This is a genomic window from Paraburkholderia sp. RL17-347-BIC-D (assembly GCF_046027915.1).
Lineage (GTDB): Bacteria > Pseudomonadota > Gammaproteobacteria > Burkholderiales > Burkholderiaceae > Paraburkholderia.
This window is the reverse complement of record NZ_JARESS010000016.1, coordinates 126,501-143,869: the sequence shown is the minus strand read 5'-3', so window position 1 is coordinate 143,869 and position 17,369 is coordinate 126,501. Positions and strand designations below refer to the sequence as shown.

The following is a 17,369-nucleotide window of genomic DNA, read 5'->3' as shown; positions in this document are numbered from 1 at the left end:
TGGCCGGATGCGCCGCGGCCCCGCGCGGTGGACGTTCGGCGCGGCGTCGCGGTACAATTAGCCCGATTTTTTTGGCCTGCGTGGCTCCCTATAAGAATAACGGCGCGGGCCGTTGCCTTTTTGGTCGCCCGTTTCCCCTCAAGCCAGGTTACATGCTATGAATAAATTCGTTGGCAAACACGTCGTGATCGCAGCGCTGTCGGTGCTCGCGGGCTATACGGCCGGTGCGCAGGCAGCGGATGTCGTCGGCAACGCGAAGGCGGGCCAAGGCAAGGTCGCGATGTGTATTGGCTGCCACGGCATCCCTGAATACCGCACGGCTTACCCTGAGGTCTACCGCGTGCCGATGCTCGGCGGGCAGAACCAGGCGTACCTCGAGAACGCCCTGCATGGCTACAAGAAGGGCGACCGCCATTTCGAAACAATGCGCGCCATCACCGCGTCGCTGTCGGATCAGGACATCGCCGACATCGCTGCCTACTACGCAGCGCAAAATTCCTCTTCGAAGAGCAATCCCGACAAGTGACCGGCGGCTTGTCCATCCAGTCACTCGGCAAATAAATTCGCGGGATAGGAGAATTCATGAATAAGCCCCAACAGGCACTCCACACGGTGTTCAAGGCTGCATGCGCGTCGGCGGCAGTGATCGGTCTGGTTGCAGCGAACGTCGCGCACGCCGCCGACGCCGGCAACGGCAAGGTGCTGTCCGACAGCCACAACTGCGCGGCTTGCCACGGCGTGAACCTGAACAAGCCGGTGAGCCCGGAGTATCCCAAGCTCGCGGGTCAGCATTCCGATTACGTCTACTGGGCGCTGCGCCAATACCAGATGGGCAACGGCAACCCGCACCTCGGTCGCAACAACCCGATCATGCAGGCGCAGGTGCAAAGCCTGTCGCAAAGCGACATGAAAGACATTGCCGCTTACGTCGAATCGCTGAACGGCGATCTGGTGCAGAAGAAGTAAGCGCGCCGCATAAGTCTTCGCGCTGCTTTTGGATTGAACGACACCCCGCTTCGGCGGGGTGTCGTGCTTTTGGGCGCTTGGTTCCGACTGGCGGATGTGCCAGCTTCAGTCGCGCGTGGCGCGCCGCTCGATGCGCTGCAGGTATGCGTCCGTGTCGGGCGGCGTGCCGGTGCGCTGCGCTTCCCAGATGGTTTCGCCGAGGCAGTCCATGATGGCGTGCTGCGCCTCGTGGGTCGAGCCGAGGCGTGCGGCAAGGCGTTCGTGCGCCGCGCGAATGCCGGGCGGCTGGTCGATCGACAGCTGTTCGGTGATCGCCAGATGCATAGATAGATGCAGGAACGGATTGGTCTGGCCGCGTTCGGGCGAGTAGTCCTGTGCCTGGGCGGCGTCGCCGTCGGTCAGGTCGGCGTGGTATTCGGGATGCTCGACGATCCAGTCGGCGGCGATCGCCTCCAGCGGCGTCAGAATCTCGCCTTTGCGCTGCTTGCGCCAGGTGTCGGTGAAGAAGAGACGGACTTCGTCGCGGCTGGGATTGAACATCGTGAGACCGGTGCGTTGAGTGGGGCGTGTGACGCGAGCCTGTAAAGCGTCAGCCTGTGAAGCCGACGAGGCAGGGCGTCATTTTACGCCGGGGCGGCGCGGGCTGCTGGCGGCGCTTTGGCGTTGCATGAGGTCCCGGTTCCGCCTACAGATCCGGCGGCGGGGTTTTCGGCCGGAACTCGCACAGCGGCTCGATCACGCAATGCCAGCATTCAGGCCGGCGCGCCTTGCATACATAACGGCCGTGCAGGATCAACCAGTGGTGCGCGTCCTGCTTGAACTCAGCGGGCGTGAATTTCTCCAGCGCCGCTTCGACCGCGCGAACGTCCTTGCCGGGCGCAAGACCGGTTCGATTCGCAACCCGAAAGATGTGCGTGTCGACCGCGATGGTCGGATGACCGAACGCGGTGTTCAGAATCACATTGGCCGTTTTCCGGCCGACGCCCGGCAGGCTTTCGAGCGCTTCGCGATCCTCTGGCACTTCGCCGCCGTACTGGTCGAGCAGAATGCGGCAGGTCGCGATGACGTTCTTCGCCTTGGTGCGATAGAGGCCGATGGTCTTGATGTAGCCGGTCACGCCTTCTTCGCCGAGATCGAAAACTTTCTGCGGCGTGTTCGCGACCGGGAACATCTTGCGCATGGCCTTGTTGACCGACACGTCGGTGGCCTGCGCCGACAGCAGCACGGCGATCAGCAGTTCGAACGGAGTGGTGTACTCGAGTTCGGTTGTCGGATGAGGCGTGAGACTCTGAAACGTCTCGTAGATGGCGCGGCGTTTGTTCGCGTTCATGCTGGGCGTGACGGTGCGGTTAGTGCTTATCGGACGGTGTATCGGGGTTGTCCGCGGCGAGGCCGAGACGGCGGCGGCGTGCTTCGGCGGCATCGATCTGCGCCTGCACGTCCGCGCTCACACGTTCGGTGTTCAGCGGGCCCTGGCCTTTGGCGGCCAGTTCCTCTTTCTTCTTGCGAGCACGGTCGAGCGCGGCCTGGATAATCGCGCGTTTCTTTGCTTCGGCATCGTCCGCGGCGGGCGCGGCCGATGGCGCCGCAGCGTTGGCTTGCGTTGTTTCGGTAACCTGAGCAGCGGCAGCGCTGCCGGCCCGCCGCGCTGCAGCACGTGCTTCGGCAGCCTCGCGCTCGCGGGCGAGACGCGCTTCGCGCCGGTCATGGCGCTCGCGCGCGGCGTCGGCCTGCGCCTGGCTCCACGCGTCCCAACCGGTCGCTTCGCCGGTGACCGGCGGCAAGGCAATGCAATCGACGGGGCAGGGCGGCACACACAAATCGCAACCGGTGCAGAGTTCGGCGATCACCGTGTGCATCTGTTTCGGTGCGCCAACTATTGCATCGACCGGACAGGCCTGCATGCACAACGTGCAGCCAATGCAAACTTGTTCGTCGATAACCGCCAACGGACGCGGCCGTTCGACGCCGTTGGCGGAATTGAGCGGAATCACGGGCTTGCCGAGCAAAGCGGCAAGCCGTGCGATGCCTTCGGCGCCGCCCGGCGGGCATTGATTGTAGTTGGCCTCACCGCTTGCAACGGCTTCGGCATAGGGACGGCATGCGGGGTAACCGCACTTGGTGCATTGCGTCTGGGGGAGCAGATCTTCGATGCGGTCTGCGAGTGTTTTGGTATCTGTCACGGTCACGACGTGGGGCTTTGGCTTGCGGCCGCACAGCTTGAACTAAATAGCACATTATCGCCGATTTCCCCAATTGCCATCCGCAATCCATGTGCCATAATCGAAGCGCTTTTTTCGAAAGACCGCAGAAGGGTATTCCCCCAACCAGCCCGTTCAGTGCTGTCGGTGCAAGGCCCGAGGAGAGGCCGGCGGCGCGATCCGGATAACGCGGCTCACGAAGACGATGCCACCATGAATCAGCCGAAAATCAAAAGAGATCCTGAAGGCACACGGCGCCGCATTCTGCTTGCGGCGGCCGAAGAGTTTGCAAATGGTGGGCTATTCGGCGCGCGCGTCGATCAGATCGCCCGCCGCGCGGAAACGAATGAGCGCATGCTCTATTACTACTTCGGTAGCAAGGAGCAGCTTTTTACCGCCGTACTCGAGCACGCGTTCAGCGCGCTCAATGAAGCGGAGCGCACGCTCGAACTCAATGGCATAGCCCCGGTCGAGGCGATCACGCGTCTCGCGCATTTTGTTTGGGATTACTACCGCGATCATCCCGAGTTGCTGCGTCTCATCAATAACGAGAATCTGCATGAAGCACGCTATATGCAGAAGTCGACGCGCATCCGCGAAATGATCTCGCCGATCGTCGCCACGCTCGGCGGCATTCTCGAGCGCGGTCAACGTGCGGGGCTGTTCCGCACCAACGTCGATCCGCTGCGCTTCTACGTCACGCTCTCGGGCATGGGCTACTACATCGTGTCGAACCGCTTCACACTCGAAGCCACACTCGGCCGCGATTTCAGCAGCGCGAGCGAGCGCAGTGAAGTGATTCAGATGAACACCGAGTTGCTGCTCGCGTATCTGTTGCGCAAGTAGGCTGCGTCAAAAGCGGCGCACTGAGGCTTCGGGATCCTCATGAACGACAACGGCCTCCGAAGAGGCCGTTGTTTGCCGACTACGCGTGCGACGCTCAGGCTTCGACTTTTTCCTTCGCTACCTTCGGCGCCTTGTTGTGCTCGAGGATGAAGTCGCGCAACTGCGGATAGATGATGGTGCGCCAGCGACGTCCGGAGAAAATGCCGTAGTGTCCGCACTTCTCCGCGGTGAAGTGACGTTTGTGCTCTTCCGGAATGCCCGTGCACAGCTCATGCGCGGCAAAGGTCTGGCCGTCGCCGGAGATGTCGTCCAGTTCGCCTTCGATCGTGAAGAGCGCGGTTTTCGTGATGTCCTGCGGCTTCACCCGTTCGCCGGAAACGTCCCACGTGCCTTCGGCGAGGCGGAATTCCTGGAACACCACGCGGATCGTGTCGAGGTAATAGTCCGCATCCATGTCGAGCACGGCGTTGTACTCGTCGTAGAAGCGGCGGTGCGCTTCCGCGTCGTCTTCGTCGCCGCGCAGCAGGCTCTGGTAGAAATCCCAGTGCGACGCCGCGTGACGTTCCGGATTCATGGCGACAAAACCGGTGTGCTGCAAAAAGCCCGGGTAAACCTTACGGCCCACGCCCGGATAATTCGGCGGCACCGTGAAGATCACGTTGTTGTCGAACCACTCGTACGAGTGTTGCGTGGCGAGCGAGTTGACCGATGTCGGGCTCTTGCGCGCGTCGATCGGGCCACCCATCATCGTCATGGTGCGCGGCGTGTCTTCGCCGCGGCTCGCCAGCAGCGAAATGGCGGCAAGCACCGGCACGGTCGGCTGACACACCGAGATCACGTGCAGATTCTTCGCGCCGATGTGGCGGATGAATTCCTGAATGTAGGCGACGTAGTCGTCCAGATGAAACTCGCCGGCTTCGAGCGGCACCATGCGTGCGTCGATCCAGTCGGTCAGGTAAACCTTGTGGTCTTGCAACAACGTGCGCACGGTGTCACGCAGCAGCGTGGCGTGGTGTCCCGACAACGGTGCGCATACCAGCACGACCGGTTCGTCTTTCAATTGGGTAACAGCGTCGCTATCGTCGGCGAAACGCTTGAAGCGCATCAGGCGGCAAAACGGCTTCTCGATGATCGTCTGTTCAATGATCGGAATGTTATGACCGTCTTTGACAATCTGATGAAGATTGAACTCGGGCTTTTCGTAATCTTTACCGAGCCGGTAGAGTAGTTCGTAACCGGCTGAGAGGCGCGTGGCGCCAGGCACGTAGGCCAAAGGGCTGGCGGGATTCGCGAAGGATTTCGACGCGGCCTGGGCCCAGGCGGTAAGGGGGCTCAACATCGCCCGCTGGAATTCGTGCAGTTGGTAGAGCATGGGTGCTCCGTTCTAAGCGGTTCGCATGGGGCTTCGCAAACACGCGTGTGGCGTTGCGGCGGGCCAATTTGGTTGTGGGCACATTGTTTTTCGGCCGACAGTCTAGTCGATCATATCGAACAAAGCGTACTTGTGCAATGCAGCATTTTGCGCGCGGCTATCACGCAAACTGTCATTAAATCATGCTACTGGCGATGTTGCCGCGCCGCTATCGGGGGTTGCAGCAGCATCAAGTTCTGGTTCTCCGGTGCCGTCATGGGGCGGTTGCCCGGTCGCCTGCGCCATCGCCTGCTCGTGTTTCATCAGGTTCAGGCCGGTGTGCACGAGCGCCACATGCGAAAACGCCTGCGGGAAATTGCCCACGAGGCGCTTCGCAGCCGGATCGTACTCTTCCGCGAGCAAACCGACATCGTTGCAGAGCGCGAGCAGACGTTCGTACATCGCGATTGCTTCGTCGAGGCGGCCTTGCAACGCCAGGTTGTCCACCATCCAGAACGAGCAAGCGAGAAACGTGCCTTCCCCCGGCGGCAGGCCGTCGTCGTATTCGGTGGTGCGATAGCGCATCACGAAGCCGTCGCGCATCAGGTCCCGCTCGATCGCCGCCACCGTGCCTTTGACGCGCGGATCGTTCGGCGGCAGGAACGCGACCAGCGGCATCAGCAGCACGCTCGCGTCGAGCTGGTCGGTGCCGTAGCACTGCGAGAACGCGTTGAGCGCGGGATTCCAGGCCTTCTCGCAGACTTCCGCGTGGATTTGCGCGCGGGTGGCGCGCCATTCGTCGAGCGGGCCGTCGAGCTTGAACATTTCCGCCGACTTGATGGCGCGATCGTAGGCGACCCACGCCATCACCTTCGAGAAGGTGAAATGCTGGCGGCCGCCGCGCGTTTCCCAGATGCCTTCGTCGGGTTCCTGCCAGATCGTGTCGAGGTGCTTGAGCAACGCGCACTGCACGTTCCACGCGGTGTCGTCCGCCTGCAGGCCGCCGACGCGCGCGAGATGCAGCGCATTCATCACTTCGCCATAGACGTCGAGCTGGCGCTGGCCGACCGCGTTATTGCCGATCCGCACCGGTTTCGCGTCCTGATAGCCCGGCAGCCAGTCGATTTCGAATTCGGGCAAGCGCCGCTCGCCCGCGATGCCATACATGATCTGCAACTGGTCCGGCGCACCGGCCATCACCCGGCCGAGCCACGTGCGCCACGCGCGAGCTTCGTCGTAATAGCCGCCGCGCATCATCGCGAGCAGTGTGATCGTGGCGTCGCGTAGCCAGCAGTAGCGGTAGTCCCAGTTGCGCATGCCGCCGAGCTGCTCCGGCAGCGAGGTCGTGGGCGCGGCGACGATGCCGCCGGTCGGTTCGTAAGCGAGCGCCTTCAGCGTGATCAGCGAACGGCGGATCGGCTCGGCCCAGCGCCCTTCGACCGTGCCGCGCGCCGACCATTCGAGCCAGTGATTCTCGGTGCGCGCCAGCGAGGTGTGCGGATCGCGCGCCGGCGGAATGCGCAGATGCGAGGGCGAGTAAGCGAGCGAGAACGGCACCCGTGCGCCTTCGCTGACGGTGAATTCGGCGACCGTCTTCATGTCTTCGCCACGCAACTCGACCGGCGTGCGCAACACGGCGGTGTCCGGTCCGACGATCGCCTTGATGCCGCTGTCGTGCTTCAGGCGGTCGACCCACGGAACCGAGAAGCCGTAGTCGAAACGCAGCACCAGTTCCATCTTCATGCGCACCGTGCCGCGTTTGCCTACGACGAGCCGCACCATTTCCGACCAGCCGTTACCCGGCGGCATGAAATCGATCAGCGTGACGGCGCCCTCGGGCGTCTCGAAGTCGGTTTCGAGGATCAGCGTTTCGCCGCGATAACGGCGGGTGATGGTCGGCGGCGTGTCCGAGACCGGCGAGATCAGCCAGCGGCCGTTCTCGGGCGTGCCGAGCAGGGCGGCGAAGCAGGCGCCGGAATCGAAGCGCGGCCAGCAGAGCCAGTCGACGGAACCTTCGCGGGAAACGAGCGCGGCCGTATGGCCGTCGCCGATGAGCGCATAGTCTTCGATGAGTGCGGGCATGAGGAGCGAGTCAGTATGGCGCGCGGCGAGGAGGCGCCGCGCAAGGTGTCGTCGAGGTGTCGTCGAGGTGTCGTTGTTGTTACCGGACTTGCGCGATGCGCTTTGGTTCATCATGCAATGCAGCGAAACGCGGGTTGGTAATTGTCAAATCAATGCCTACAATCAGATTTCAAGCCGACGCCCGGAGCTTTCCGGATTATGAACCGGCCCCGCCCATGGCGCATACAGACGCCGTTTCCGAGGACCAAAGCTATGCTGAACCCGTCGAAATCCGATTGCATTACGATTCTCTCGGCCGCCAGCGAACTTGCCGACGATTCGATGTTACCGCTCGATTATGGCCGGCTAGGGCTAAGCCGCAACGGCATGCTGACCGCCGCCGCCTTTCTGGTCGAACGGGCCTGCTTCCGGCGCTATAAGGAAGGCGATGGCCATTATGCCGTTGGCGCTCTCTCGCTGCAGGGACGCTTGCGTCTCGACCAGCTTTCGAACGGCTGACTGACGGCGCTTCGCGCACGCCGGATGGTTGCTGCACCGCACTGACCGCACACTCACCGTGCTTCGGGCGAGCCTACGCCGCTTCGCCGTGCCATCCGGTTTTCTTGCTTGCCTCGAGCTTCACGGCCATTGGCGCGTGACGCTTGCGCACGTCTTATGTCCTGCCTCGACGCGAGGCGCCGCCGGGCCGGCGCTGCGCCCGGTCGTGCGTCCCGTGCTTGCATAGCCGATTGCCGCCGCCGCTCAGAAGTGCGACGACCCCACGCCGAAGATCCCAATGATGCCGATGATGATCAGATAGAGCGCGACGATGTAGTTCAACAGGCGCGGCATGACGAGAATCAGAATACCGGCGATCAACGAAACCAGCGGGCCCAGGCTGAGTGTGACGTTCATGAAGACTCCGTAGTGTGAGACGCGATTGAAAAAACGCCCCGTCAGGCGGGACAATTGCCACTCATGCTGCCGATTGCCGCCTGACCGGATAGCGGTCACCGGATTCGCTGCATGATCCGACACAACGCTTTTATACTTCTTTCGATAAGAACAACGCACGAACGACTGCGCGGCAGACCAGAGACACCATGACAACCGAATCAACCAAATAACCGATGTAGAGGAGGTCATATGCTTCGTCGTCACCGGGCCGCGATGCCTGCCGTTGCAGATTCCCGCTTGCCTTCTGCTGCTGATTCCACCTCATGGCGCGCGGCGCACCCTGCTCCATTGCGCTCCGCCCGTTCGATAATAAAAGGTTTCGTGCTCATGGTCTCGATTGTTGCTTCGCAGGCGTTTGCGCAAGATTCCGGCCCGGCCCCCGCCGACGGCGTCTATGACATGGTGGTCGGCACCTATACCGGCCCGAAGAGCGAAGGCCTGTATGTCTATCGCTTCGACACCAGGACGGGCGAAGCGACGCGCGTCTCGGTCGCGCAGACGGTCAACCCGTCCTACCTCGTGGTGAGCCGCGATCGCCGCTTCGTCTACGCGGTCAACGAAATGCCCGGCGACAACGGCCCGGCCACGCAGCGCGGCGGCATCAGCGCGTTTCGTTTCGACGCCGCGAGCGGCCAGCTGACGTTCCTCAACAAGGTCTCTTCGGACGGCAATGATCCGTGCTATCTGAGCCTGTCGCCGGACGGCAAGTATTTGCTGACCGCGAACTACTCGGTGGCCGCCGATCCGGGCGGCAGCTTCGCGGTGTTCCCGTTGCAGGCCGACGGTCAGGTCGGCCCGTCGGTGCTCACGGTGCATCACGAAGGCGGCGGTCCGGTGAAGGGCCGGCAGGACAACTCGCACGTTCACTCCACCGTGTTCTCGCCGGACGGCCACTATCTGTTCGCGCAGGATCTCGGCGCGGACAAGCTGTACTCATATCGCTACACGCCTGACGGCAGCCGCGGGCTGTTCGGCCCGACCGACTGGCGCTACAACCAGGAGAAAGCCGGCTCGGGTCCGCGCCATCTGGTGTTCGGCGCCGACGGCAAACATGCGTATCTGACGAGCGAAATGGCGGCAACGGTCAGCACGTTCAATTACAACGACGGCAAGCTCACGCAGGTGCAAACGCTTTCGCTGACCGAGCCGGGCTTCAAGGGCGCGGTGGGCGCGGCGGCGATTCATCTGTCGCCGGACGGGCGCTTTCTGTATGCCACCAATCGCGGCGACGCGAACGACATCGTGATCTTTTCGGTCGACCCCACCAACGGGCACCTGAAGAAGATCGGCCATCAATCCAGCATGGGCAAGTCGCCGCGTGAATTCGCAATCGACCCGACCGGCAACTGGCTGATCGTCGGCAATCAGAACAGCGATACCGTGTACGTGTTCAAGCGCAATCAGCAGAGCGGTATGCTCGAAGCGAATCCGAAGCGTTTCGAACTCGGTTCGCCGGTGGATTTCAAGCTGGTCTCGCCGTCGTAAGTGTGGGCGAAGCGCGTGATGTGACGGCGCGCGCCGGATGAAAAATGGGCCGCTTTTTCAAGCGGCCCATTTTCTTGCGGTGGGTGGTTTCGCACTGGCGGTGGCCAACAATAGTTGCTTATTCCGCCGGCCCAGGCGCGAGCACTTCGCGGCTGCCGTTGATGCCCATAGCCGACACGAGGCCCGCCGTTTCCATCTGCTCGACCAGACGCGCCGCGCGGTTATAACCGATGCGCAACTGCCGCTGCACCGACGAGATCGACGCGCGCCGCGTGCGCACCACGAAAGCGACGGCTTCGTCGTAGAGCGGATCGGCTTCCGCATCCGGCGATTCGCCGAACAGATCCTGCGCCGCGCCGCCGTCGGTGGCCGGGCCGTCGAGAATGCCTTCCTCGTACTGCGGCTCGCCGAACTGCTTCAGATACTCGACGATCCGATGCACTTCCTCGTCGGCGACGAACGCGCCGTGCACCCGTTGCGGATAGCCCGTGCCGGGCGGCAGGAACAGCATGTCGCCCTGGCCGAGCAGCGACTCGGCGCCCATCTGATCGAGAATCGTGCGCGAGTCGATCTTCGACGACACCTGGAACGCCACGCGCGTCGGAATGTTCGCCTTGATGAGGCCGGTGATCACGTCCACCGAAGGACGCTGCGTCGCCAGAATCAAATGGATGCCGGCGGCGCGCGCCTTCTGCGCGAGCCGCGCGATCAGCTCTTCGATCTTCTTGCCGGCCACCATCATCAGGTCGGCGAGTTCGTCGATCACGACTACGATCAGCGGCAGCGGCGCGAGCGGTTCGGGCGCTTCCGGCGTCAGCGAGAACGGGTTGCCGAGCTTCTTGCCCTTGGCTTCGGTGTCGCGGATTTTCTGGTTGAAGCCGGCCAGGTTGCGCACCCCGACCGCCGACATCAGGCGATAGCGCTTTTCCATTTCGCCGACGCACCAGTTCAGCGCGTTGGCGGCGAGCTTCATGTCTGTGACGACCGGCGCGAGCAGATGCGGAATGCCTTCGTAGACCGACAGCTCGAGCATCTTCGGGTCGATCATGATGAGGCGGACTTCTTCGGGCGTCGCCTTGTAGAGCAGCGAGCAGATCATCGCGTTGATCGCCACCGACTTGCCCGAACCGGTCGTGCCGGCGACCAGCATGTGCGGCGCCTTGGCCAGATCGGCGACCACCGGGTGGCCGGTGATGTCCTTGCCCATGGCGAGCGTCAACTGCGAATGCGAGTTCTGATAGACGCTGGCTTCGAGGATTTCGGACAGGCGGATGGTCTGCCGTTTGGCGTTCGGCAATTCGAGGCCCATGCAGGTCTTGCCCGGAATCGTCTCGACCACGCGGATGGACGTTAGGCCGAGGCCGCGCGACAGATCCTTCATCAAGCCGACGATCTGACTGCCGCGCACGCCGAGCGCCGGCTCGACTTCGAAGCGTGTGATGACCGGGCCGGCCGACGCACCGACGACGGTGACCGGCACCTTGAATTCCTGCAGCCGCTGTTCGATCAGCAGGCCGGTTTCGATGAGCTTTTCTTCGGAGACCGGTTCGACGTCGATGTCCGCGGGCGCGAGCAGGTCGAGCGTAGGCAGTTCGACCATCGATGCCGCGGGCGCGTGGAACTCGAAGCCGTTGGTGGGGCTGTGGCCGCGCAGGGGTGGGCGTGGTTGGGTGGCGGGTTCGGTGGGCTCCGTGGCTTCCGTGGGCTCCGTGGATGGGACCGCGGTTGCGTACGGTGCGGCGAGCGGTGCCGATGTTGCCGGCGCTGGCGGTGCTAGCGGAGGGATGGCGGTCTCGTTGGTACGGTCTTCGACGGCGAAGGGTGCGTCGGCGATGACGTCGGATGCCATGGGCGTGGCCTGAACCACAAAGCCCGGAAAGCGGACTACGTTCGATGCTTGCGGCGCGATGGGTTGCGGCGGTGCTGCGGTGGTTATGTTTGTAGCTTGCGCGGGGGCGGACGAGTCCGAAGCATGCGGTGCGATGCTTTGCGGCGCCGCTGCCGTGGTTATGTTCGCCGCGTGTGCGGTGGTCGGCGAGCCCGAAGCATGCGGTGTGATGCTTTGCGGCGCCGCTGCCGTGGTTATGTTCGCCGCGTGCGCGGTGGCCGACGACTCCGAAGAGCGCGGCGTGAAGTTTTGCGGCGTTACTGCGGCGGTTATGTTTGCAGCGTGCGTGGTGACCGACGAGTCCGATGCTTCAAGTGCGTCCGAGAGGGCAGGGGAGTCCACCGTTTCCGTTTCGACCGGCGTGGCGAATTCGCTTTGGCGCGCGATACTCGGCGATGGCGTGGCGTCACGCGTCGGCACTGCCCCGCTCGACACAACGACGCTGCCGACAGCCGGCGCACTCGATGACGAAGCCGCGTGTTGCGCTAGGACCGCATCGAGTTCGGCTTCCCAAGGCGCGTGCGTTTTATCGATCACGATTCCAGCAACCGGCGCAAGCGCGGCGGGTTGCGGTTCGACAAACGGTGCGGCTTCTTCCACGTGTTCCGTGATTGCCGGCTCAGTCACGTGTTCGGTGACTTTCGGTGCGGTGACTTCCGAATGGTCCGCAGACTTGCTGAGCGTCTGCGCGGTTTCAACGCTCGGGCTCGCGTGACTGTCGGTGTGAGTTGTCGATGCCATCGAATCGTCTTCGCACGGCGATTCATCCTCGGTCGCTTCGCTTGCTTGCAACTGCGCGGCAAAAACCTGGAACGGCGTCGGCGTGGCGACCGGCGGCACATACTGCGACGTAGGTGCAGGTGCAGGTGCGACCACCGGCGCCTCCGTCAACGGAGCTTGCATAATCGGCGGCTCGATCGGCCATTGCACGACGGGCTCGTGGCTGACTTCGGGCGGCACTTCGAACGCGGCTTCCATGCGCGGCGCATCGGTCGGCGTTTCTATCGCGCGATCAGCCGCAGCATTAGCATTGCCGGTAACACCCAGCGAAGGCACATTCTCATCCGGCGGCAAAGCCGGTTCAACCGCATCCGCTCGCGGCACATCCACACTCGACCGCTCAGCCTCGAACGACGGCGCGGCGTTCGGCGCGCTCGTCACCTTTGCGTTTTCCGTGCCGGTGCTGCGCGCGAGGCTGACGCCCGCAATGTCGGTCCAGCGAGCGGCGTTTTCTGCGATGCTGCGTAGCGTCTCCTGGACGCTGGCGGGTGGCGTAACTTTCTGCGTCGCCGGCATCGGCCGCGTGTAGCTCGGCGGCGGACGGCGCGTGGCCGGCGTCGGCGTGACATCGTTTGAATGCGGTCCAGGCGAGAAACCTTGCCGGGGCGCCGGCGCGCGACTGACTGGAGCCGCCGGGGCCGCCGAGCCTTGAGCCGTCGTCGCAGGACGACCTGCACCGGTCGTTGCATTTCCTGCGGGACCTACGGCCGCATGAGAGCCCGCGCCGCCGGACACTGCTCGCGCCGCCGCTGTCGTGTGCGCCGCAGCTTGCGCCGCTTTACCTGCCGCCCCCACCGCACCCGCCGCAAAGGCAGCACCCGCAGCCAAACCCGCGCCGCCCCCCAAAGATCCCGCCGGCCGTTGTTCACCAGCCGAGCGACGTCCAATCTGCGACGCCCCATCGCGAGCCGCCGCACCGGACGCACCCGACGCAGCGGCGCGCGGCCCAGACTCGCGCAACCATCCAGCCGGCGCGACCGGCTCCGCCGGCATCCATGCCGCCTTGTCCGCTTTAAGTGGTTGCGTCTGCATCGGCACTTGTCGCGGCGGTGTCGTCGCGGCCCCCGTGCGCAGCACCGGCTCAGCCTGTATTGCCTGACGGCGCGGCGTGGCCGCGCCAGCACGCCAGCTCGCCGCAGCGCCACGCGCCGCCGCATCCTTACCCGCCGCGCTCGCCGCGGCGCCGGCCGCAGCCGCGTCGCGTCCACGCGCCGGCGGACGCCAGACCGTCGGGCGCGCATAACGGCCATTGGTTTTAGGCGCCATCGTATTGGTGGCCGGCGAAACATGCGACGGCAAACCATCATCGACGCTGCGATGACGGCGCGCTTCCTCGTCGCGTTTGGCGAGGCCGCGCGACAGGCCGAGGCCGAACGCGCCGTCGGCCCAGGCGGCGAAGTCGCGCCAGCGGAAGTCGATCAGCCACGGCAGGCTGATGAAAAGCAGCGCGAGCGCCGCCAGGGGCGTGCCGATATGCCCGAGCAGATGGCCGAATCCCGCAGCCAGCGCATGGCCGAAGTCATTCACGCCGGCCACGCCGATCAGCGACGCCTCGAGTGTGCAGCTCGCCACCAGCACACAGACGAAGCCGAGCCACAGCCGGATCGTGCCGGGGCCGCGCAGACCCGCGCCGCCCGGCAGTGCCGACTTTACGAGACGCCACAAAAGAGGAATGAACCAGACGGCTGACCCGCCGAACCAGCCGAAAACTACCGTGTGCATACTAGACATCAACGAATGACGGACGCGCAAAAACGCAATCCGTCGAGTTTAAACCGGCGAAGCCCGATGCTTCGAAGGCAGACGCAAGTATGCTTGCGTCAATTGGAAAGCAGACCGGCGCGCGGCCCGCCGTCGGTGAAAAACAACGGCTGGCGGGACAGCCTTCATCCGTCATGTGGCCCGTCCCGATCGAGGCGCTCCGCTCCGCGGTCCGGTTCGCTCATCAGCGACCTCGAGCATCGACCGGACGATCCGCGACTCGTTCATTTCGTGCTGCGGTCGAAGGTCAGCGTGTCGCCGTTGTCGAGCACCAGTTGCATTTGCTGTGGCGCGCGCATCTGCACGCCGGTGCGGTCGATGTGCGTCAGCGCATTGAGATACGCGCCTTCGATCTGTCCGCCGGGCGTCATGCACGCCATGCGCGTGCCGCCCAGCGTGCCGAAGCTCAGCTTGCCGTCTTTCAGCGCGTACGAGCCCATGTAGCGGTTGCAGCCGGAAAAGCCGCTGGCATGGCGCTGGCCGGTCGAGGTGGAGAGCGTGAGCGTGATCGGCGCGTCCTGGTCCGCGGCCGGAATCGCGCGTGCCGTGCCGTCTGCCTGTTTCCAGGCGCTCAGCACCCAGCTGGTGTCGTCGAGCAGTTGCGCGGCGGCGGGATTGAATGGATCGGGCGCGGTGGCTTCCGAGTCGGGATGTTTCGGGATCGCACAGGCGCTCAACAGCGCGGCGACGCTCAACGCGGCGAGGGCGGTGCGCAGATACGGGGTGAAGCGCGCAACACGTCGCGCGGAGGAGCTTTGGAGCATGGCGTCGTTCCTCTTCAAACTGGCGAAGGCGTAAGGGTAACGCACTAAGCTTGCCGCACGCGAGAGCATTGGCGGGCGGAGCGCTTATTCGGTGCGCCGCGGCGCCCTTGCGCGCCGCCGTCGTGCTCCGCCGTTGCCCTTCACGCGCAGATCAGGATGCGGCCGCCGCGAGCAAGGCGCGGCGAGGGGCCCGCATGTTAACATCGTGTTCTACTCAATCCCACCCTCATCCGACTTTTATCTGGAGACCTCATGCAGATCGGCCAACGGATCGGCACGCCCCTTTCTGAATCCGCCACGCGTGTCATGCTGCTCGGCGCCGGCGAGCTCGGCAAGGAAGTGATCATCGCGCTGCAGCGGCTGGGCGTCGAGGTGATCGCCGTCGACCGTTATCCGAATGCGCCGGGCCACCAGGTGGCGCACCGCGCGCACGTAATCGACATGACCGACCGCGCGGCGTTGCGCGCGCTGGTCGAACAGGAGCGGCCGCATCTGATCGTCCCCGAGATCGAAGCGATCGCAACCGACGCCCTCGCCGCCATTGAAAGCGACGGTCTCGCCGAAGTGATCCCGACCGCGCGCGCCACGCAGCTCACCATGAACCGCGAAGGCATCCGCCGTCTCGCCGCTGAGGAACTCGGCTTGCCGACCTCGCCGTACGCGTTCGCCGATTCGCTCGACGAACTGCGCGCGGGCATCGCCAAAGTCGGCTATCCGTGCGTGGTGAAGCCGGTCATGTCGTCGTCGGGCAAGGGGCAGTCGGTGCTCAGAAGCGACGCGGACGTCGAACCCGCATGGCAATACGCGATGGCCGGCGGCCGGGTGAATCATGGCCGCGTGATCGTCGAAGGGTTTATCGACTTCGAATACGAAATCACGCAATTGACCGTGCGCGCCATCGACCCGGCGAGCGGCGAAGTCAGCACCTATTTCTGCGACCCGATTGGCCACGTGCAGGTGGCGGGCGACTACGTCGAATCGTGGCAGCCGCAGCCCATGAGCCCGCTCGCGCTCGAACGTTCGCGCGAAGTCGCGCACAAGGTGACGGCCGCGCTTGGCGGCCGGGGTCTCTTCGGCGTGGAACTTTTCGTGCGCGGCGATGACGTATGGTTTTCGGAAGTGAGTCCGCGTCCGCACGATACGGGGCTCGTCACGCTGTGCTCGCAGCGCTTTTCGGAATTCGAATTGCACGCGCGCGCAATCCTCGGTTTGCCGGTGGATACGTCGCTGCGGGCGCCGGGCGCGTCGGCGGTGATTTACGGCGGGCTCGACGAGACCGGCATTGCGTTCGAAGGCGTCGCCGCGGCGTTGGCGGTGCCGAACGCGGATCTGCGTCTGTTCGGCAAGCCGGAGAGTTTCGTCAAGCGCCGCATGGGCGTGGCGCTCGCCACCGGCGAGAACACCGACGAAGCACGTTCGCGCGCGAAGCAGGCCGCGGCAGCAGTGCGGCCGGTGTCGGCGAAGTAAGTGACGGCGCCGTGCACGGCGAACTGCTGCAGCTGAAGCAATTCGCCGTGACTCGCCCAACCCGCGTGCCCGGCACCCATCGCCGCGCGCAATCTGAATGATTGGGGCTCGTCGAGCCCATCGGAGTAGAGGTACGTATGGCGCTGGAATTGCGCAACAACACGCGGCGCGGTTGGACCAGCCGTCTCGGCGCACTCGGCGTGCTGCTCGCGCTGTGCGTCGGGTTGACGGGCTGCGGCCTCGCGGCTGCGCCGTGCCGGATCGCGTCGGCAGGGTTGAAGATCGTGCCGGTGGTCGGGCATGTGGCCGCCGCGCCGACCGACGCGTGCGCCGACGTGATCGACCCATAACCGGCCCGTCGTCCGCCTTTCAGCCGCAGTTCCAGAGGCGCAACGTGCGGCGCGCCGCCCGTGTTCGATTTGCCGCAACGATCGAGGCATCTCATGAAGAAATGGCTTGTTACAGTCACCACGGCGGCGGGTCTCGCGGCGCTGTACGGCCATGCGTGGGCCGCGCCGTTGCAGTTCTCGGAGATTCAGGCCAAAAACCGTCAGACGCACAAATACACCTGCGCGACCGGCAAGATTCTGCATGTCACTTACTGGAACACGGCGAACGGACAAAGCTTCGCCCTCGTGCCGGTGAAGGGCAAGCAACTGCTGTTCGTCAATACGCTGTCGGCGTCGGGCGCGAAATATCAGGCCGGCAGCTACACATGGTGGACCAAGGGGCCGCGCGCCGACCTGTATGACGCAATGGCCGGCGAAAACGCGCCACCCATGCTCTCCGACTGCATCACCATTAATCGCTGAGCGCGATGCGGCGGCTTTCCCTTCCCATGC

At 64.2% G+C, this 17,369-nt stretch carries 16 protein-coding genes; 8 read left to right on the top strand and 8 right to left on the bottom strand.

The window, feature by feature from the left end; all coding sequences use genetic code 11:
- Positions 1-157: 157 nt before the first annotated feature.
- Together P0D96_RS22540 and P0D96_RS22535 are read left to right on the top strand one after the other, a co-directional pair.
- On the top strand, positions 158-526 hold the full coding sequence (locus tag P0D96_RS22540; protein ID WP_132375378.1) for a c-type cytochrome: 369 nt from the start codon (positions 158-160) through the stop codon (positions 524-526).
- A 56-nt stretch (positions 527-582) separates the two neighbouring features.
- Complete coding sequence (locus P0D96_RS22535; protein WP_132375377.1) at positions 583-966, top strand: c-type cytochrome; 384 nt, start codon at positions 583-585, stop codon at positions 964-966.
- Positions 967-1,071: 105 nt separating this feature from the next.
- Here P0D96_RS22535 and P0D96_RS22530 read toward each other — a convergent pair whose 3' ends face one another.
- From P0D96_RS22530 to rsxB, 3 genes are all read right to left on the bottom strand, one after another.
- Positions 1,072-1,506, bottom strand: a complete 435-nt coding sequence (locus P0D96_RS22530; RefSeq protein ID WP_012432270.1) for a DUF1841 family protein — start codon at positions 1,504-1,506, stop codon at positions 1,072-1,074.
- A gap of 145 nt (positions 1,507-1,651) precedes the next feature.
- A complete protein-coding gene (nth, locus tag P0D96_RS22525; RefSeq protein ID WP_132375375.1) occupies positions 1,652-2,296 on the bottom strand; it encodes an endonuclease III in 645 nt (214 codons plus the stop codon).
- A 19-nt stretch (positions 2,297-2,315) separates the two neighbouring features.
- Positions 2,316-3,149: an electron transport complex subunit RsxB gene (gene rsxB / locus P0D96_RS22520; protein WP_408315351.1), complete on the bottom strand. Its 834-nt coding sequence runs from the start codon at positions 3,147-3,149 to the stop codon at positions 2,316-2,318.
- A gap of 231 nt (positions 3,150-3,380) precedes the next feature.
- On the opposite strand from rsxB, the gene P0D96_RS22515 reads away from it, so the two are divergent.
- Entirely contained in the window at positions 3,381-4,013 is a 633-nt protein-coding gene (locus tag P0D96_RS22515; RefSeq protein WP_012432273.1) for a TetR/AcrR family transcriptional regulator, read from the top strand.
- Between the two features lie 94 nt (positions 4,014-4,107).
- Here the strand turns inward: P0D96_RS22515 and P0D96_RS22510 are convergent, their stop codons facing one another.
- A complete protein-coding gene (locus P0D96_RS22510) occupies positions 4,108-5,385 on the bottom strand; it encodes a polyhydroxyalkanoate depolymerase (RefSeq protein ID WP_132375373.1) in 1,278 nt (425 codons plus the stop codon).
- Positions 5,386-5,565: 180 nt separating this feature from the next.
- Positions 5,566-7,446: a glycoside hydrolase family 15 protein gene (locus P0D96_RS22505; protein WP_408315349.1), complete on the bottom strand. Its 1,881-nt coding sequence runs from the start codon at positions 7,444-7,446 to the stop codon at positions 5,566-5,568.
- 252 nt (positions 7,447-7,698) lie between these two features.
- Here P0D96_RS22505 and P0D96_RS22500 point away from each other — a divergent pair, with 252 nt between their 5' ends.
- Complete coding sequence (locus P0D96_RS22500) at positions 7,699-7,944, top strand: hypothetical protein (protein ID WP_132375371.1); 246 nt, start codon at positions 7,699-7,701, stop codon at positions 7,942-7,944.
- Positions 7,945-8,187: 243 nt separating this feature from the next.
- Here the strand turns inward: P0D96_RS22500 and P0D96_RS22495 are convergent, their stop codons facing one another.
- A complete protein-coding gene (locus P0D96_RS22495) occupies positions 8,188-8,340 on the bottom strand; it encodes a DUF3096 domain-containing protein (RefSeq protein WP_007175701.1) in 153 nt (50 codons plus the stop codon).
- Positions 8,341-8,571: 231 nt separating this feature from the next.
- Between P0D96_RS22495 and P0D96_RS22490 the strand changes: the two genes are divergently transcribed.
- Entirely contained in the window at positions 8,572-9,867 is a 1,296-nt protein-coding gene (locus tag P0D96_RS22490; protein WP_408287308.1) for a lactonase family protein, read from the top strand.
- 118 nt (positions 9,868-9,985) lie between these two features.
- Here the strand turns inward: P0D96_RS22490 and P0D96_RS22485 are convergent, their stop codons facing one another.
- A complete protein-coding gene (locus P0D96_RS22485) occupies positions 9,986-14,257 on the bottom strand; it encodes an FtsK/SpoIIIE family DNA translocase (protein ID WP_408315347.1) in 4,272 nt (1,423 codons plus the stop codon).
- 263 nt (positions 14,258-14,520) lie between these two features.
- Positions 14,521-15,060 carry an META domain-containing protein gene (locus P0D96_RS22480; protein ID WP_408177977.1) on the bottom strand — a complete coding sequence of 180 codons (540 nt, stop codon included), beginning with the start codon at positions 15,058-15,060 and terminating at the stop codon, positions 14,521-14,523.
- 252 nt (positions 15,061-15,312) lie between these two features.
- Between P0D96_RS22480 and purT the strand changes: the two genes are divergently transcribed.
- From purT to P0D96_RS22465, 3 genes are all read left to right on the top strand, one after another.
- Entirely contained in the window at positions 15,313-16,527 is a 1,215-nt protein-coding gene (purT, locus tag P0D96_RS22475; protein ID WP_408177978.1) for a formate-dependent phosphoribosylglycinamide formyltransferase, read from the top strand.
- 137 nt (positions 16,528-16,664) lie between these two features.
- A complete protein-coding gene (locus P0D96_RS22470) occupies positions 16,665-16,877 on the top strand; it encodes a DUF6726 family protein (protein WP_408177979.1) in 213 nt (70 codons plus the stop codon).
- A 93-nt stretch (positions 16,878-16,970) separates the two neighbouring features.
- Entirely contained in the window at positions 16,971-17,339 is a 369-nt protein-coding gene (locus P0D96_RS22465) for an MliC family protein (protein WP_132375359.1), read from the top strand.
- Positions 17,340-17,369: the final 30 nt, after the last annotated feature.

What these genes read in the sequence shown, in the direction of transcription:
- P0D96_RS22540 (WP_132375378.1), top strand. Translation starts at nt 158, where the DNA reads ATGAATAAATTCGTTGGCAAACACGTCGTGATCGCAGCGCTGTCGGTG.
- P0D96_RS22535 (WP_132375377.1), top strand. Translation starts at nt 583, where the DNA reads ATGAATAAGCCCCAACAGGCACTCCACACGGTGTTCAAGGCTGCATGC.
- P0D96_RS22530 (WP_012432270.1), bottom strand. Translation starts at nt 1,506, where the DNA reads ATGTTCAATCCCAGCCGCGACGAAGTCCGTCTCTTCTTCACCGACACC.
- nth (WP_132375375.1), bottom strand. Translation starts at nt 2,296, where the DNA reads ATGAACGCGAACAAACGCCGCGCCATCTACGAGACGTTTCAGAGTCTC.
- P0D96_RS22515 (WP_012432273.1), top strand. Translation starts at nt 3,381, where the DNA reads ATGAATCAGCCGAAAATCAAAAGAGATCCTGAAGGCACACGGCGCCGC.
- P0D96_RS22510 (WP_132375373.1), bottom strand. Translation starts at nt 5,385, where the DNA reads ATGCTCTACCAACTGCACGAATTCCAGCGGGCGATGTTGAGCCCCCTT.
- P0D96_RS22505 (WP_408315349.1), bottom strand. Translation starts at nt 7,446, where the DNA reads ATGCCCGCACTCATCGAAGACTATGCGCTCATCGGCGACGGCCATACG.
- P0D96_RS22500 (WP_132375371.1), top strand. Translation starts at nt 7,699, where the DNA reads ATGCTGAACCCGTCGAAATCCGATTGCATTACGATTCTCTCGGCCGCC.
- P0D96_RS22495 (WP_007175701.1), bottom strand. Translation starts at nt 8,340, where the DNA reads ATGAACGTCACACTCAGCCTGGGCCCGCTGGTTTCGTTGATCGCCGGT.
- P0D96_RS22490 (WP_408287308.1), top strand. Translation starts at nt 8,572, where the DNA reads ATGCTTCGTCGTCACCGGGCCGCGATGCCTGCCGTTGCAGATTCCCGC.
- P0D96_RS22485 (WP_408315347.1), bottom strand. Translation starts at nt 14,257, where the DNA reads ATGCACACGGTAGTTTTCGGCTGGTTCGGCGGGTCAGCCGTCTGGTTC.
- P0D96_RS22480 (WP_408177977.1), bottom strand. Translation starts at nt 15,060, where the DNA reads ATGCTCCAAAGCTCCTCCGCGCGACGTGTTGCGCGCTTCACCCCGTAT.
- purT (WP_408177978.1), top strand. Translation starts at nt 15,313, where the DNA reads ATGCAGATCGGCCAACGGATCGGCACGCCCCTTTCTGAATCCGCCACG.
- P0D96_RS22470 (WP_408177979.1), top strand. Translation starts at nt 16,665, where the DNA reads ATGGCGCTGGAATTGCGCAACAACACGCGGCGCGGTTGGACCAGCCGT.
- P0D96_RS22465 (WP_132375359.1), top strand. Translation starts at nt 16,971, where the DNA reads ATGAAGAAATGGCTTGTTACAGTCACCACGGCGGCGGGTCTCGCGGCG.